This is a genomic window from Cupriavidus sp. U2, assembly GCF_009663685.2.
GTDB lineage: Bacteria > Pseudomonadota > Gammaproteobacteria > Burkholderiales > Burkholderiaceae > Cupriavidus > Cupriavidus necator_C.
On record NZ_RCOG02000006.1, the window covers coordinates 310,672 to 325,444 of the forward strand.

Consider the following 14,773-nt stretch of genomic DNA (forward strand, 5'->3'; position numbering starts at 1 on the left):
GGGCTAGTCCTCGTCGGCCGGAAAGCCGGCGCGCCCGTGGGTGGCGTCACGCAGGGCTGTCTGCGCCTGCTCGCGAAACGCGGCCGGCAGGCGGATGACCAGCGTGGCCAGCGTGCCATAGCGGGTCTCGGCCAGCGTGCAGCCCGCATCGGCCGATTGATCGATCCAGCGGCGCACGCGCGGTTCGTCGGGGTAATCGACCAGCACGGTCAGCGTGGCGTAGGTGATGCGCTCGATCCGCTCCGCATCCTTGAGCGCGCCCGCGATGGCGTCGGTATAGGCCCGCACCAGTCCCCCGGCGCCCAGCTTGACGCCGCCGTAATAGCGCACCACGGCGGCCAGCACGCCATCCAGGTCGTGATGGCGCAGTACCTCCAGGATAGGGCGGCCGGCCGTGCCGGACGGCTCGCCGTCATCGGACATGCCCGACTGGCCGCCGGCCAGCAAGGCCCAGCACACGTGCGTGGCCGTGGGATGCCGGGCGCGCAGGTCCGCGATCACGCCCATGGCCGCCTCGCGATCGGGCACCGGCACGGCCAGCGCGATAAAGCGGCTTTTGCGTATCTCGATGTCGGCGTGTACCGGGGCGGCTAGCGTGAAGGTTGGCAAGACAGGGCAGGAAATTCGACAGGCAGGAGGGCGAGTGTAGCGCAGCCGGCCAGGGCACCAAATGCGTGACAGTTTGCCGACCGTCAAACATCTGTCATGAAAGCGCCTTACCATCCGGACGGGCAGATGTCGTTCCTGCCACCCGCCATCGCTTCATAAGAACTGCCAGACACCCACAGAGCCCACTTCGATCCCATGTCCGACCAGACCGTCAATGCCCGTCGCCGCGCCCTGAAAATCCTGGGTGGCGCCCCGATGCTGCCGCTTGGTGCCGCTGCCGCCAGCCTGGCCGGCGGCATGTCCGCGATGGAGGCCGCCTTTGCCGCCGCGCCCCGCCGCAAGGCCGCTGCCTTTACATCCGCCACGTTCACCGGCATGGCCGCGCCCACGCTGGACAACGCGGCGGCCATGGCCACCACGACGGTGGGTTCGTCGCTGAACGTGTCGTACGCCGACGGCACCAGGCAGGACTACACGCTGGCCTACCAGCCGTTCTTCGTCACCGGCGACCTGGTGCCGGACGGCAAGGGCGGCAAGGTGCTGGCCGGCGGGTATTACGACATCCAGAACCGTCCGATCATGGACGACTCGGTGCCGGGCAAGGCGCGTCAGTTCTATTCCGATGCCCCCGACGGCAGTTCGCTGCTGACGCTGCGCAACGCCAGGGTGCGTGGCGTCAAGGGCAACACGGTGTTCGCGGTGGTGCAGTTCGAGTACACCACGCGCGACCAGGCCGATGCCGAGATGCATGGCATGCTGCCGTCGCCCATCGCCGTGCTGACGCTGGACCAGGACCCCAAGACCGGCAAGCTGAGCCTGGTGCAGTATCACAATGTGGACACTTCAGGCGTGAACGGCCTGTGGATCACCTGCGGCGCAAGCCTGTCGCCGTGGAACACGCACCTGTCGAGCGAGGAATACGAGCCCGACGCGGCCAAGGCCGCCACCGACAAGAAGCTGCGCGGCTTCAGCCGGCACCTGTATGGCGATGCAGGCCGCGCCAATCCGTATCACTACGGCCACCTGCCGGAGGTGACCGTGCACCCCGACGGCACCGGTTCGATCCGCAAGCACTATTGCCTGGGCCGCATCTCGCACGAACTGGTGCAGGTGATGCCCGACGAGCGCACCGTGCTGATGGGCGACGATGCCACCAATGGCGGGCTGTTCCTGTTCATCGCCGACCGTCCGCGCGACCTGTCGGCAGGCAGGCTGTATGTGGCCAAGTGGCACCAGACATCGGGCGCCGGCCCGGGCGCGGCCACGCTGTCGTGGATTCCGCTGGGCAGTGCCAGCAGCGACGAGATCCGCAGGCTCGTGGACGGCGGCATCCAGGTCACCGACATCATGGACCTGAAGTTCAAGGACCCGGAGGATGCGAGCTTCACGCGCATACTGTTGGACGGCAAGCCGAACTGGGTGAGGGTCAAGCCGGGGCAGGAGAAGGCCGCCGCATTCCTGGAAACCCACCGCTACGCCGCGCTGGTGGGCGGCAGCCTGGGCTTCACCAAGATGGAAGGCACGACCGTCAATATCGCGGACAAGAAAGCGTACTCGGCCATCTCGCGCATCGAGACCAGCATGCTGGCCGGCCACGCCGCCAATGCCGGCGATATCCGCGTGGAAGGCCCGTACTCGGGCGCGGTCTACGAACTCAACCTGCGCGGGGCGCAGTCGGACCGGGCGGGCGCGCGCATGGACAGCGAATGGGTGCCGGTCGACATGGCGGCCGTTCCGGCACTGGTGTCGGAAGACCTGGGCGGCGGCCCGAAGAAGGCGCAGGACGCGCTGGGCAACTACGCCAATCCGGACAAGGTGGCCACGCCGGACAACCTCAAGTTCTCGGAGACACTTCGTACGTTGTTTATCGGCGAAGACAGCAACACGCATGTGAACAACTTCCTGTGGGCCTACAACGTGGACACGAAGCAGCTGTCGCGCGTGCTGTCGTGCCCGGCGGGCGCGGAATCCACCGGGCTGCACGCGGTGGACGAGATCCACGGCTGGACCTACATCATGACCAACTTCCAGCATGCCGGCGACTGGGAAAAGGGGCTGCATGACAAGGTGAAGGGCACGCTGGACCCGCTGGTGCGCGCCAACTACAAGGACCGCTTTGGCGCGGCGGTCGGCTACCTGACAGCAACGCCGTCGGCGCTGCGGCTGAACCGCCGCGCCTAAGCGCGGCACAAGACGCGCATCAGAGCCGTCCTGCGCTGTCTGACCACGCAGGTACGGCGGGCCTGCTACCCTGTGGGCTGGCGCCCGGCACATCGTCGGCGCACGCCCACAGGAATCCCCATGACACAGCCCGCCGCAGACCTGACCGCGCGCCGCATGGCGCCCGCCACCGACCGCAACCGCGCGCCTATCCTGGCCGTCTTGCGCGACGCCCTGCCGAAGACCGGCACGGTGCTCGAGATCGCCAGCGGCACCGGCCAGCATGCGGTGTACTTCGCGGCCGCGCTGCCCGGGCTCACCTGGCAGCCCAGCGACCCCGATGCCACGTACCGCGAATCGATCGCGGCCTGGACGGCCCACGACAAGGCCACGAACGTGCGGCCGCCGCTGCCCATCGACGTGAGGCAGGAGCCCTGGGGCATCGACGCGGTGGATGCCATCGTCTGCATCAACATGATCCACATCGCGCCCTGGGCCGCCGCCGAGGCGCTGTTCGCCGGCGCCGGCCGGCACCTGTCCCCCGGTGGCGTGCTGTATCTCTACGGCCCCTACCGCCGCAACGGCGCGCATACCGCACCCAGCAACGAAGCGTTCGACCGGCAGCTGCGCGTGGCCGATGCCGATTGGGGCGTACGCGACATGGAAGCCGTCATCGCCCTGGGTGCGGCGCACGGCTTGACCTGTGCGGAGCCGATTGCCATGCCGGCCAACAACTTCAGCCTGGTGTTCCGCAAGGCCGGTTGAGGGCGGCGCGCAACGGAATGTTGCGGAAGGGTTAAGGATTGCCATAATCCAGTTGCGGTGCTTGAGCGGCCCCCATGGCATGCGTAGCCTTGGTCTCGTGGTGACAACCAGGAGGTCAGTATGTTTGCCGAAGCCGTAGCGATAGTCCAAGCGCAGGAGGTTCGCAGCGTTTCGCGAAACAGCCGCGCCGCCAATGTGGCTGGCGATCTTTTGAAGGCAATGCGGGAATTGTCCGTATTGCCGCTGACAACGCTGACGCCTGCGGAAGTTATCGAAAGCCACTTCGCCGGCATGTCGATGGATGATCTGGTGCGCGAGTTGGCGGCGGGGCGGCTCTGTGGAGGGCGCGGCCGGGAGGCAAGCGACCTGGAATTTCCTGCATGGCAGTTCGTCGAGCCGGCTCGGCAACTGTTGCCGCCCGTCATGCGGGCGGTACACGAGGCGGGCGGCGTAGATCCGCGCTACTTCTGGACTATCCGGTACGAGGGACTCTTCGACTTGACGCCGGCGGAACTCCTTTGCGGAAAGCTCTTTGTGACCCGCCGCTCCGTCTCAATGGAACAGGCCGACTATCTCGCCAGGTCTGATAAAGAACGTCAACGGATCGTGGTGGCACATCATGAGGCACTGCTGGCGGAGCGGGACGGGCCTCACGCATGAATGTCACCAATTCCGCGAGCCTCGGAATCGAGATGCCAGCTCGCGCGCATCTGAAGGAAGTCCTTGCTGCCGGTGTGTGTGTACTGCGTCGTGGCACGTGGCTTGTCAGGGCAGCCCGAGCGCAGGCATCCGTGTTACCGGACACGGTCAAGACAGCATACCGGTGGGGACCTCCAGATTCAGCGCGAGGCAACGATGCCCGCTTGCCCTTCCACTGGCTATATGTTGCTGAAGATCCGAACACGGCGATCTGGGAAGGACGCTTCTGTGAGCGCAGTGAAGAACGTCCAGGGTTCTTTCATGTGCAACCGGATGTGGTGGAGCGAGGCATTATCGCGCTTTTCCGGCTGGAGGCCGATTTTCGGCTACTGGAACTCGGCGGGCCAACAGCGGCCCGGCTCGGCATATACGACCAGATATCCGAGCCCAACCACACCTGGTGCCAGCACTTCGGCGTCGAGCTGCACCACGTCCTTGCCGAGCTCCATGCAGACACCGGCGCCATCGGCATACGCTATCCTTCGCGGAAGCTACGCAATCGCTCGGCCATTGCCATTCATTCCGAATACCTGAGTGCCTGGCGGCGTGCGATCACGATACGCACGGTCAGATTCGAGGATATGCCAATTCACCGGCAACTGTGCCGCGATCCGTGCTATCTCCCACAGGACCGCCGATAGCCGTGCTGCGTGGCAGGCCGCCTACCCCCGCACCAGCATCACCACCGCCGTTGCAATCAGGCATATCGCGAACGCTGCGCGAAGGCGCCGTTCCGGCATGCGGTGGGCCAGTGCCACCCCCCAGGAGATCGTCAGCATGCCGCCCAGCGACAGCGGGATGCCGCTGGTCCAATCCACATGGCCGGCGTGTGCATAGGTGAGCAGCGCTACCACCGCGCCCGGTGTGACAAGGGCCAGGGCCAGTCCCTGGGCGGCGGCCTGGCGCATGCCGAACAGGCCGACCAGGGCAGGGGCGGCGACCACGCCGCCGCCTACGCTGAAGAATCCGGAGAACGCGCCGCCGACCACGCCGACGGCCGGAATCCAGGATGCCGATACCCGTGCCTGCTGGTGTGTCGCGGCGCGGCCGGGCAATAGCCGCCAGAGAAAGTAGAGGGCCAGGCCGATCATGAACACGGCGAAGATGCGGCGCAGCAGTGCAGCGTCGATCGACGTGGCGAGCCTTGCGGACAGATAGGTGGACAGCATGGCGGACAGCCCCAGGACGATTGCCGTCTTGAGGTCGATGTCGGCGCGCTTGCGGTATTGCCAGAAGCCGATCACCACGTTGGGCGCGATCATGACCAGCGAGGTGCCCTGCGCCAGTTGCTGGTCCATGCCGTAGAGGAGGCCCAGCGCCGGAATGGCGATCAGGCCGCCGCCGATGCCGAACAGGCCGCCCACCCCACCGAGCAGCCCTCCAAGTCCGAAGATAAGCAGGGCGGACAACAAAGAATGGTCAGGCATGGCGAATCAGGGGCGGGGTACGGATCAGGCAAGCGCACGATGATACGCGGACATGGCGCAGACATTCGGGAAATCATCGACACGATGCCGGTCGCGCAGGGCCCGGATCGGCGGCCGACGCTCCATTCCCGCGGCAGGAGAGCAGAGCGCCGTACTACGGCTGAAGCCGATGGAAGCGGTCCGGGCGAGCCGTGCCGGGCGCGGCTCAGTCCACCTGGGCCCCCGACTGCTTGACGATCTTCGCCCACTTGTCGATATCGGCGCGCAGCGTGGTGGCCAGCTGCTGCGGCGTGCCGCCGAGCGTTTCGGCGCCCTGCGCGGCCAGCTTGTCGCGCAGCGATTTGTCGGCCAGTGCGGCCTGCATGGCCGTGGACAGCTTCTGGACGACCTCCTTCGGCGTGCCGCGCACCGCGAACAGGCCGACCCACAGATCGCCGCTATAGCCGGGCACGGTCTCGCCGATGGCGGGGATGTCGGGCGCGAACGGCGACCGTTTGGCCGAGCTGACGCCCAGTGCGCGCACCTTGCCGGCCTTGATGTGCGAAAGCACCGACGGCAGGCTCGCAAACGCCATCGGCACCTGGTTGCCCAGCACGTCGTTCAGCGCCGGCGCCACGCCCTTGTAGGGCACATGCTCCAGCTTGATGCCGGCCATCGTGTTCAGCATCTCGCCCAGCAGGTGGTTCAGCGTGCCATTGCCCGCCGATCCATAGCGATAGAAGTCGGGCTTGGCCTTGGCCATCGCGATCAGTTCCGACATCGATTTGGCCGGGAAGGCCGGATTCACCACCAGCACATTGGGCACCGTGGCCACCAGCGAAATCGGCTCGAAATCCTTGACCGGGTCGAACGGCACGCTGCGGTACAGCGACGGATTGATGGCCTGCGTACTGCTGATGGTCATCAGCAGCGTATAGCCGTCGGGCGTGGCGCGCGCGGCGGTCTGCGTGCCGATGTTGCCGCCGGCACCGGGGCGGTTTTCCACCACCACCTGCTGGCCGATCCGCTGCGACAGGTCGGCCGCGACCAGCCGCGCGACGATGTCGTTGGATCCACCCGGCGCCTGCGGCACGATCATCTGGATCGGCTTCGAGGGGTAGGTGTCTGCCTGGGCGTGGCCGATGGCGGCTGCCGCCATTGCCACGCCGGCCAGGGCGCGAAGGGTACGGGTCATGCTGTCTCCTGATGAAAGCGGCCCGGCCCGTGTTCTGGGGTCTTGCCGGGTGTTGTGGGGCCCACTCTAGCCCAGCCCCGCACGCAGGAGAAATTCAATCGGCGACTGGCGCCATAAGCTTTTCTTATTGGCCGCTCCCGCCAGCCGGCTGCCAGCCGCCGCCCATCGCCTGGTACAGGGCCACGCTGGCATTGAGGCGGTCGGCGTGAGTCTGGATCAGGTTCAGTTCGGCACTGAACAGCTGGCGCTGGGCGTCCAGCTGTTCCAGATAGGGCGAGTACCCGGCGCGATAGCGGTTGGTGGCATGGCGCAGGGCCGCCGCCAGCGCGTCGCGCTGCTCGCGCAGCCGCGCTTCCTGTTCGCCCAGCTTCTGCACCGCGGCCAGGTTGTCGTTGACTTCGCGGAAGGCGGTCAGCGCCACGCGGCGGTAGGCATAGGCGGCCTCGTCGCGCTGTGCGGCGGCGGCATCGGCGCCGGCCACGATGCGGCCGCCCTCGAACAGCGGTGCCAGCACGCTGCCGCCGAGGGTCCAGATTCGGACCGGATTGGCCAGCCCCGTTGCGTAGACCAGTCCGGCCGAGGCGGTCAGCGGAATGCGGGGCAGGTAGGCCTTGCGGGCGGCGGACAGACCGGCATCGGTGGCGGCCAGCGTGTATTCGGCCTGGGCGATGTCCGGCCGCCGCCGCAGCAGTTCGGACGGCAGGCCCGCCGGCACGGGCGGCTGCTGCAGCGCCTGCAGCGGCAGGCCACGCGCGATGGCACCCGCATCGGGATTGCCCACCAGTACACCGAGCGCGTTTTCCTGCCGTGCCACGGCCAGTTCGGCCTGGGGTACGGCCTGGGCGGTCGATTCATATTCCGCCCGCGCCTGTTCGTATTCGAGCTGGGACGTGTACCCGGCCCGCGCACGGTCGCGCGCCAGCCGCAGCGCTTCGGCGCGCGACGTCAGCGTCTGGCGCACCACATCGAGCTGGGCATCGAGCGCCCGCAGCGTGATATACCCGCGCGCGGCGGCCGCCGATACGGACAGGATGGTGGTGTCGCGCGCCGCCTCGCTGGCCAGCAGGCTGTTGCGCGCGGCCCCCACCGAATCGCCGATACGGCCGAACAGATCGACCTCGTAGGAAGCATCCAGCGCCAACTGGCCGGTGTTGGCGGTGCCGGCCTTGCCGAATGCGTTGATGGCGCGGGCGCGTGTGCCACCGGCCGTGAAGTCCAGCGTCGGGAACAGCGCGGCGCGGGCGATGCGTGCCTGGGCATCGGCCTGGCGCACGCGCGTCACGGCGATGGCGATGTCGTCGTTCTGACCCAGCGCCTGCGCCACCAGCGCGGTCAGCGCAGGGTCGCCGTAGGTCTGCCACCATTCGCGCTCGATGGCGACGGTGGGGCCGGGCTCCACACGCCAGGCTACCGGCGGCGCGACGGGCTCCGGCACGGGCGGGCGCGGTCCCATGCAGCCGGCCAGCAGCAGGCCGATGGCGGGCAGCACGGCGCGGCGCGTCAGGCGCAGCGCGATGCAGGCGGAAGGACCAGGCGTGTGCGTCATCGCGTGGGTGGCGGATTGGTGCGGGTGTCGACTTCGGCCTGCACCGACATGCCCGGACGCAGGCGATCGGCCATCGGCTGATCGGGGTCGATGGCAATGCGCACCGAGATGCGCTGCGCCACCTTGACGAAATTGCCGGTGGCGTTATCGGCGACGATCACCGCGAATTCGGAACCGGCCGCCGGCGACAGGCGCTCCACGCGGCCGGTCAGGCGCGCGTTGTCCAGCGCATCGACGCGGAACGTGGCCCGCTGGCCCGGCGCCATGCGGGCGGTCTGGGCTTCCTTGTAGTTGGCGATGACCCAGCGTTGCGGCGGCACCAGAAACATCAGCTGCGAGCCCGACGTCACGTACTGCCCCAGCCGCGCGCCGATCTGGCTGAGCCGGCCGTCCTGTGGCGCGATCACGACCGTGTTCGACAGGTCGATGTCGGCCAGTTGCAGGGCGGCACGCGCCTGTTCGACGGCAGCCTTGAGGCCCTCGCGGCCCACGATGATGGCTTCCACGTCCTGCCGGGCGATCTCCACCGCGGCGCGCGACTGCTCGACGGCAGCCTCCGCCTGGCGCAGCGCCGCCCGGGTCTGGTCGCGTTCGCGCAGCGACACCGAACCGTCGGCCACCAGTTCGTCCACACGCTTCATGTCGGCCTGGGCGCGCAGCAGCTGGGCGCGGGCGTTGTCGGCATTGGCCAGCTGTGACTTCACGGTGGCCTCGCGGGCGCGCTGGGTCTGGTCGGCGTTCGCCAGATTGGCAATCTGCGTGTTCAGCGATGCGCGCGCCTGTGCCACGCGTTGGCTATAGATACGGTCGTCGATCCGCAGCAGCACCTGACCCGTCTTGACCAGGTCGAAGTCATGCACCGGCACCTCGGTCACATAGCCGCTTACCTGCGGGCTGATGATGGTGGTCTGGCCGCGCACATAGGCGTTGTCGGTGCTCTGGATCGACGGCGAGAACGGCGGCAGGCCCCAGGCGTACAGGATGATCAGCACGCTGGCCAGCGCCACGACGACGATCAGTGCGGTCAGCCGGCGCGATCCGCGCGGCGGCGCCCAGCCCTTGGGCGAAGCATCGACCTCCACCGGGTCTTCAAGCCGTTCGGGTTTGCCGGCCGGGGGCTGGGCCGGGGTGCGATCAGGCTGCGCTGGCGATTCGGGCGGTTCTGGCGGGTCGGGCGGCGGGGTCAAGTGCCTTTCTCCGTGGGGGGCGGGGTTGGCGATGGCGTCTTCTCTGGAATATGTCCCGGCACCACCCGGTTCAGGTACAGCGCCAGCAGCCAGACAAAGGTGACGGTGGACAGGATGCCGATCACCAGGAAGACGTCATTGAACGCCAGCACGTTGGCTTCGCGCGTGACCTGCTGCGCCAGCGCCATGGCGCCCTCCGTCTGGCGCAGCACCGGGTCGGCCAGCACGCGGCTGTAGACGTTGGCTAGCAGTTGCAGGCGCGCGGCGTCGAGCGGGTCGGACAGGCTGATGCCTTGCACCAGCGCATGCGAATGGAACTTCTCGCGCCAGGTCTGGAACGTCCCCAGCAGCGCCGACCCCGCCAGCCCGCCCAGCGACTGCGTGATGCTGAACAGCGCCGAAAAACTGACGAAATGGCTCATGCCGCGCTGCAGCGCGCTGCCCATGCCGATCAGCAGCGTCGGCCCCAGGAAATAGACTGCCGCAAAGGCGATCAGCGACTGCGTGAAGTACATGTTCTGCGGCCGCGTCAGGTTCGTCGAGCCGGCATCGACAAACGCGCCGATCGCGATCAGGATCAGCGAAATGCGGATTGGCCGCCCGAGGTTCTGCGGATTCAGGGTCAGGGCGCTGGCCGCGATGCCGGCCACCGTGGCCATCGACACGACGATATACAGCGAGATCAGCTGGTCGTTGCCCATGCCCAGCGCCGTCAGAAGGCCCACCGCGCCATACGGCTGTTCGGACAGCAGGATGCGCACCGACGTGGCCACCACGGCAAAGCGGATGATCGCCATGCTGCCCAGCCAGCGCGTATTGAGCAGCGGATTCACGCGGTTGTGCTCGATCCACAGCGCCGCCGCGATCAGGATCACCGCGCCGCATAGCGCGTAGCCCAGCCACGGCGCCTCGGTCCACCACAGGATGCGGCCCTGGCCCAGCACCGCGCACAGCAGCGCCATGCCCGGCGCGAACAGCGCGAAGGTGACGAAGTCGAGCGGCTCGAAGGCCTTGATCCGCTCGCTGGGCGGCAGCGGCAGCAGGGCCACCGTTACCAGCGACAGCAGCGACAGGCCGAATTCGAACTGGTACAGCGTCTGCCAGTTGCCGGCTTCGAGCATGCCCGTGGAAAACGTCCGCGCCAGCGGCGTGGCCAGTTGCGGCACGCCGAAGCCGATCACCACTGCACGCATGCGATGCCGCGCCGGCAGCGACTGGATGATGTAGTAGAGCGCCAGCGTGGACATGCCACTGGCGGCGATGCCGTTGGCGGCGCGCGCCAGCAGGGCGGTGCCGAAGGTGTGGGTCAGCAGGTGGGCGCCCGTGATCAGCGCGTAGGAAAGCAGGAAGACCTTGGTGAACCGCTGCAGGCCGTACTGCTGGCGGAACTTGATCACCAGCATCGACATGCAGACATTGGTCATGACATAGACCGTGGACAACCACGCGGCTTCGTCGCTGTACAGGCCGAACACGCCCTGGATGTTGTTGAGGTTGGCCACCACCAGCGCGTTGCCGAAGGCGCCGGTCAGCCCGATCAGCACGCCCACGCAGAAGTAGGCGACGCGCCGTGGCGTGGGGTGGTCCGGCGTGGCGGGTGACCCCGGCATCGACGGCCGTTCATGCGGCTTGAACGCGTAGCTGGCAGTTGCCATGGCTGACTGGTAGGCGACGAACGACGTGGGATGTGGCGATGATGCGGGAGGAACCGGCGCGTGGCAAGCGCGGCCCGGGGCGCCCTGCCGGGCGGTTGCCCAGGGTCAGCGCTTTTGCAATGCGGGCGGCGCCAACGAACCGCCTTCTGCAATTCTCTCCTTGACGATGTCGCGCAGGACGTCGGCAACGGCTTCCGCCGCGTTCGAACGTGGCAGCGCACGCGGCCAGCACAGCGACAGCGTGCGGCGCAGTTCGGGCACGATCCGCCGGCGCGGCACGGCGGCATCGCTTTCGTCCAGCGACGAGGCCGGCAGGATCGTGCAGGCCAGCCCTTCGCGGGCGGCGGCCAGCAGGAACGGCAGCGAATCGAGGTCGGCCACCACGTTCAGGGCGATGCCGGCCTGGGCGAAGCGCCGCTCCACCACCTCGCGCAGGCCCTGCGATCCGCTGGGCAATACCAGTGGCAGCGCGTCGAGCGCCTTGAGCGCCACCGTCTCGGTGGCCTTGCCGCGCGGCGCTGGGCCGGGTGGGGCGCCAATCAGGTAGAGCGGTTCGCTGGCCAGCGGCTCGGGCTCCACCGCGCGCGACGGTGTGTCGCGGAACAGGATGGCAAAGTCGAGCCGGTTCTGGTTCAGCAGTTCGGAGATATAGCCGCTCATGCTTTCGAAGAGCTGCAGCCGCACCTGCGGATAGCGTTGGCGTACGGCCCGCACCAGGGCCATGCCGAAGGCGGCGGCAGCGGTGGTGGGCAGCCCGATGGCCACGGTGCCCGAGACCTCGGTGCCGGCCACGCGTACGTCGGCCCCGGCAATCTCGATCTGGCGCAGGATATTACGCACATGCCGGTACAGCGTCTTGCCGGCCTCGGTGGGTCGCACGCCCTTGGCGCCGCGATGCACCAGCGGCACGCCGAACTCGTCCTCCAGCGCGGCCAGCTGCTGCGACAGCGCGGGCTGTGCCACGCACACCACCTCGGCGGCCCGCGTGAGGCTGCCGTGGTCGACGATGGCCACGAAATAGCGCATGGCGCGGATGTCCATGATGGTGGGTCTCTCCCCTTCGACTTATCAGATATGAAAACGCCAGGGTATTGATTCTACTTATGGTGCCTTCCGCATTCCCTATTTCACACGGCCGGCGGCGGCAGGTAGATTGTCGGCATCGCGCCATGCGCATCTTTCGCCCCCGACACTGCCATGTCCAGACCGCTTGAAGGCATCACCGTAGTCTCGCTCGAACAGGCCATTGCCGCGCCGTTCTGCACCCGCCAGCTGGCTGACCTTGGGGCGCGCGTCATCAAGATCGAACGTCCCGGCCCCGGGGATTTCGCGCGTGCCTATGACGGCCGGGTGCGGGGGCTGTCGTCGCACTTCGTCTGGACCAACCGTTCGAAGGAAAGCCTGACGCTGGACGTCAAGGCGCCCGGCGCGGGGCCGGTGCTGGAGGCGTTGCTGGAAAAGACCGACGTGCTGGTGCAGAACCTGGCGCCCGGCGCTTCCGCGCGGCTGGGGCTCGACTATGAAACGCTGTCGAAACGCTATCCGCGCCTGATCGTCTGCGATATTTCGGGCTACGGCGGCGATGGCCCCTATCGGGACAAGAAGGCGTACGACCTGCTGGTGCAAAGCGAGTCGGGCTTCGTGTCCGTCACCGGCACGCCGGAAGAGGGCGTCAAGGCGGGCGCATCGGTGGCCGACATCGCGGCTGGCATGTACGCCTACAGCAACGTGCTGGCGGCGCTGATCGAGCGGGGCCAGACCGGGCGCGGCAAGCGCATCGACGTGTCGATGCTCGAATCGATGGTCGAGTGGATGAGCTTTCCGATGTATTACGCGTTCGAAGGCGCCGAGCCGCCGCCCCGCGCGGGCGCCGCGCACGCCACGATCTATCCGTACGGGCCGTTCCCGACCGGCGACGGCAAGACCGTCATGCTGGGCCTGCAGAACGAGCGCGAATGGGCGGTGTTCTGCAAGGTGGTGCTGCAGGAGCCCGATCTGGCCACGCAGGCTGACTTCGCCACGAACAGCCTGCGCAGCGCAAACCGCGCGCAGCTGCGCGCCCGCATCGTCGAGGCCTTCAGCCGGCTTAGCGCCGCCGAGGTGGTGCACCGGCTGGAAGAGGCCAGGATTGCCAATGCCAGCGTCAATACCATGGCCGATGTGTGGCATCACCCGCAACTGGCCGCCCGCGCGCGGTGGCGCCAGGTGGACACGCCGGCCGGACCGATTCCGGCGCTGCTGCCGCCAGGCATGACGGATGCGCGGATGGATGCCGTGCCGGGCGTCGGCCAGCACACCGATGCCATCCTGGCCGAAGTGGGCTGCAGCGCGGCGCAGATCGCCAGCCTGCACGCCGACGGCGTGGTCTGAGGAGGCGGCATGAGCGCAACTCCTGCCCAGGTGCGCGTCCCGCGCAGCTATCTGTTTGTGCCGGCGTCGCGGCCGGATCGCATCGGGAAAGCCATCGCGGCCGGTGCCGATGCGGTCATTGTCGATCTGGAAGATGCCGTCGCACCCGACGCCAAGGCCCAGGCGCGCGACGGCTTGCATGCAGTATGGCGCACACTTCAACAGCAGGCCGACGCGGCGGGCGTGGCGCTGCTGCTGCGCACGAACGGCGCGGATACGCCGTATTTTGGCGACGATCTGGCTTTCTGCCGCACGCAGGCGGTCCAAACCATCGTGTTGCCCAAGGCAGACAATGCGTCGCTTGAGGCACTTCGCGCTCGGTTGCCGGATACCCCTTGCCATGCCTTGCTGGAAACCGCCGCCGGGTTTGCCGATTTGCCGGACGTGGCGCGGGCGCCAGGTGTCACACGTCTGCTGTTCGGCAGCATCGACCTGATGTTCGACCTCGACGTGGGCGACGACGACCTTCCGCTGCACTCCTGCCGCAGTGCCCTGGTGCTTCATTCCCGGGCGGCCGGCCTGCCGGCTCCGGTGGACGGCGTCTGCACCGCCATCGGCGACGCCCAGGCGCTGGCGGCCGATACGTTACGTGGGCGTCGCTTTGGGTTCGGCGCGAAGCTGCTGATTCATCCGAGCCAGGTAGCCGGCGTGCACGCGGCGCTGGCGCCCGCCGATGCGGAAGTGGCATGGGCGCGCCGCGTGGTGGAGCAGGCTGCGGCAGCGCAGGGCGCCGCCATTGCGGTGGACGGGAAAATGGTCGACCGACCCGTTCTTGATCGCGCGCAACGTATTGTCGCGGCGGCAGGCCGTTAATGTTTCGCTAATAAAGCCCTGACGCAGCCATTTGCGTCCGTACGGCGCCAATCGGTGTTTTCCCTGACCGGTGGGTTCGATGCAAATGTCGAAATTTATCGACAGGATGAAAGCAATTTGTAATGGGGTTGCTGTCAAATGCGCATGGGAGATCGTGCGCTGCCATGCATGCGGTATTAATGGACTGGACGCCGGGTAAAACAGAACGATAAAAGTCACTTACCCGGTCCACCATTCGGCTGGCACGGTCGTTTACTCCAGACCGCAAGTCGAATTGAGCCAGACCGATCGTGCATTTTCCTGCTGTTTACCGTGCCGCCGCGGCAACG

13 protein-coding genes are annotated in these 14,773 nt (G+C 67.5%); 6 read left to right on the forward strand and 7 right to left on the reverse strand.

Annotated features, from left to right (window positions below; translation table 11 throughout):
• Nucleotides 1–3 precede the first annotated feature (3 nt).
• Nucleotides 4–609 (reverse strand): IMPACT family protein, encoded by a 606-nt coding sequence (locus D9X30_RS07220; protein ID WP_153947051.1) that lies wholly within the window; start codon nt 607–609, stop codon nt 4–6.
• A 195-nt stretch (nt 610–804) separates the two neighbouring features.
• On the opposite strand from D9X30_RS07220, the gene D9X30_RS07225 reads away from it, so the two are divergent.
• From D9X30_RS07225 to D9X30_RS07240, 4 genes are all read left to right on the forward strand, one after another.
• On the forward strand, nt 805–2,790 hold the full coding sequence (locus D9X30_RS07225; protein WP_153947052.1) for a PhoX family protein: 1,986 nt from the start codon (nt 805–807) through the stop codon (nt 2,788–2,790).
• A gap of 120 nt (nt 2,791–2,910) precedes the next feature.
• A complete protein-coding gene (locus D9X30_RS07230; RefSeq protein WP_153947053.1) occupies nt 2,911–3,534 on the forward strand; it encodes a DUF938 domain-containing protein in 624 nt (207 codons plus the stop codon).
• A 120-nt stretch (nt 3,535–3,654) separates the two neighbouring features.
• Nucleotides 3,655–4,194 (forward strand): hypothetical protein, encoded by a 540-nt coding sequence (locus D9X30_RS07235; RefSeq protein WP_153947054.1) that lies wholly within the window; start codon nt 3,655–3,657, stop codon nt 4,192–4,194.
• Nucleotides 4,191–4,874 (forward strand): RES family NAD+ phosphorylase, encoded by a 684-nt coding sequence (locus D9X30_RS07240; protein ID WP_153947055.1) that lies wholly within the window; start codon nt 4,191–4,193, stop codon nt 4,872–4,874. The genes D9X30_RS07235 and D9X30_RS07240 overlap by 4 nt, the downstream gene beginning before the upstream one ends.
• A gap of 21 nt (nt 4,875–4,895) precedes the next feature.
• Here the strand turns inward: D9X30_RS07240 and D9X30_RS07245 are convergent, their stop codons facing one another.
• From D9X30_RS07245 to D9X30_RS07270, 6 genes are all read right to left on the reverse strand, one after another.
• Nucleotides 4,896–5,660, reverse strand: a complete 765-nt coding sequence (locus tag D9X30_RS07245; protein ID WP_153947056.1) for a sulfite exporter TauE/SafE family protein — start codon at nt 5,658–5,660, stop codon at nt 4,896–4,898.
• Nucleotides 5,661–5,865: 205 nt separating this feature from the next.
• A complete protein-coding gene (locus D9X30_RS07250) occupies nt 5,866–6,834 on the reverse strand; it encodes a tripartite tricarboxylate transporter substrate binding protein (RefSeq protein WP_153947057.1) in 969 nt (322 codons plus the stop codon).
• Nucleotides 6,835–6,958: 124 nt separating this feature from the next.
• Nucleotides 6,959–8,380: an efflux transporter outer membrane subunit gene (locus tag D9X30_RS07255; RefSeq protein WP_153947058.1), complete on the reverse strand. Its 1,422-nt coding sequence runs from the start codon at nt 8,378–8,380 to the stop codon at nt 6,959–6,961.
• Nucleotides 8,377–9,567, reverse strand: coding sequence for an HlyD family secretion protein (locus D9X30_RS07260; protein ID WP_153947059.1), 1,191 nt, complete (start codon nt 9,565–9,567; stop codon nt 8,377–8,379). Before D9X30_RS07260 ends, D9X30_RS07255 begins: the two co-directional genes overlap by 4 nt.
• Complete coding sequence (locus tag D9X30_RS07265) at nt 9,564–11,222, reverse strand: MFS transporter (RefSeq protein WP_153947060.1); 1,659 nt, start codon at nt 11,220–11,222, stop codon at nt 9,564–9,566. The genes D9X30_RS07260 and D9X30_RS07265 overlap by 4 nt, the downstream gene beginning before the upstream one ends.
• 105 nt (nt 11,223–11,327) lie before the next feature.
• The gene (locus D9X30_RS07270) at nt 11,328–12,263 is read right to left on the reverse strand and encodes a LysR substrate-binding domain-containing protein (RefSeq protein WP_153947061.1); all 936 of its coding nucleotides are present in this window, start codon (nt 12,261–12,263) and stop codon (nt 11,328–11,330) included.
• A 156-nt stretch (nt 12,264–12,419) separates the two neighbouring features.
• On the opposite strand from D9X30_RS07270, the gene D9X30_RS07275 reads away from it, so the two are divergent.
• A complete protein-coding gene (locus D9X30_RS07275; RefSeq protein ID WP_153947062.1) occupies nt 12,420–13,592 on the forward strand; it encodes a CaiB/BaiF CoA transferase family protein in 1,173 nt (390 codons plus the stop codon).
• A 30-nt stretch (nt 13,593–13,622) separates the two neighbouring features.
• Nucleotides 13,623–14,444, forward strand: a complete 822-nt coding sequence (locus D9X30_RS07280; RefSeq protein ID WP_502799617.1) for an HpcH/HpaI aldolase/citrate lyase family protein — start codon at nt 13,623–13,625, stop codon at nt 14,442–14,444.
• Nucleotides 14,445–14,773 lie beyond the last annotated feature (329 nt).

Coding starts and splice junctions, on each gene's coding strand:
- D9X30_RS07245 (WP_153947056.1), bottom strand. CDS start 5,660: ATGCCTGACCATTCTTTGTTGTCCGCCCTGCTTATCTTCGGACTTGGA.
- D9X30_RS07270 (WP_153947061.1), bottom strand. CDS start 12,263: ATGGACATCCGCGCCATGCGCTATTTCGTGGCCATCGTCGACCACGGC.
- D9X30_RS07240 (WP_153947055.1), top strand. CDS start 4,191: ATGAATGTCACCAATTCCGCGAGCCTCGGAATCGAGATGCCAGCTCGC.
- D9X30_RS07255 (WP_153947058.1), bottom strand. CDS start 8,380: ATGACGCACACGCCTGGTCCTTCCGCCTGCATCGCGCTGCGCCTGACG.
- D9X30_RS07225 (WP_153947052.1), top strand. CDS start 805: ATGTCCGACCAGACCGTCAATGCCCGTCGCCGCGCCCTGAAAATCCTG.
- D9X30_RS07265 (WP_153947060.1), bottom strand. CDS start 11,222: ATGGCAACTGCCAGCTACGCGTTCAAGCCGCATGAACGGCCGTCGATG.
- D9X30_RS07250 (WP_153947057.1), bottom strand. CDS start 6,834: ATGACCCGTACCCTTCGCGCCCTGGCCGGCGTGGCAATGGCGGCAGCC.
- D9X30_RS07230 (WP_153947053.1), top strand. CDS start 2,911: ATGACACAGCCCGCCGCAGACCTGACCGCGCGCCGCATGGCGCCCGCC.
- D9X30_RS07235 (WP_153947054.1), top strand. CDS start 3,655: ATGTTTGCCGAAGCCGTAGCGATAGTCCAAGCGCAGGAGGTTCGCAGC.
- D9X30_RS07275 (WP_153947062.1), top strand. CDS start 12,420: ATGTCCAGACCGCTTGAAGGCATCACCGTAGTCTCGCTCGAACAGGCC.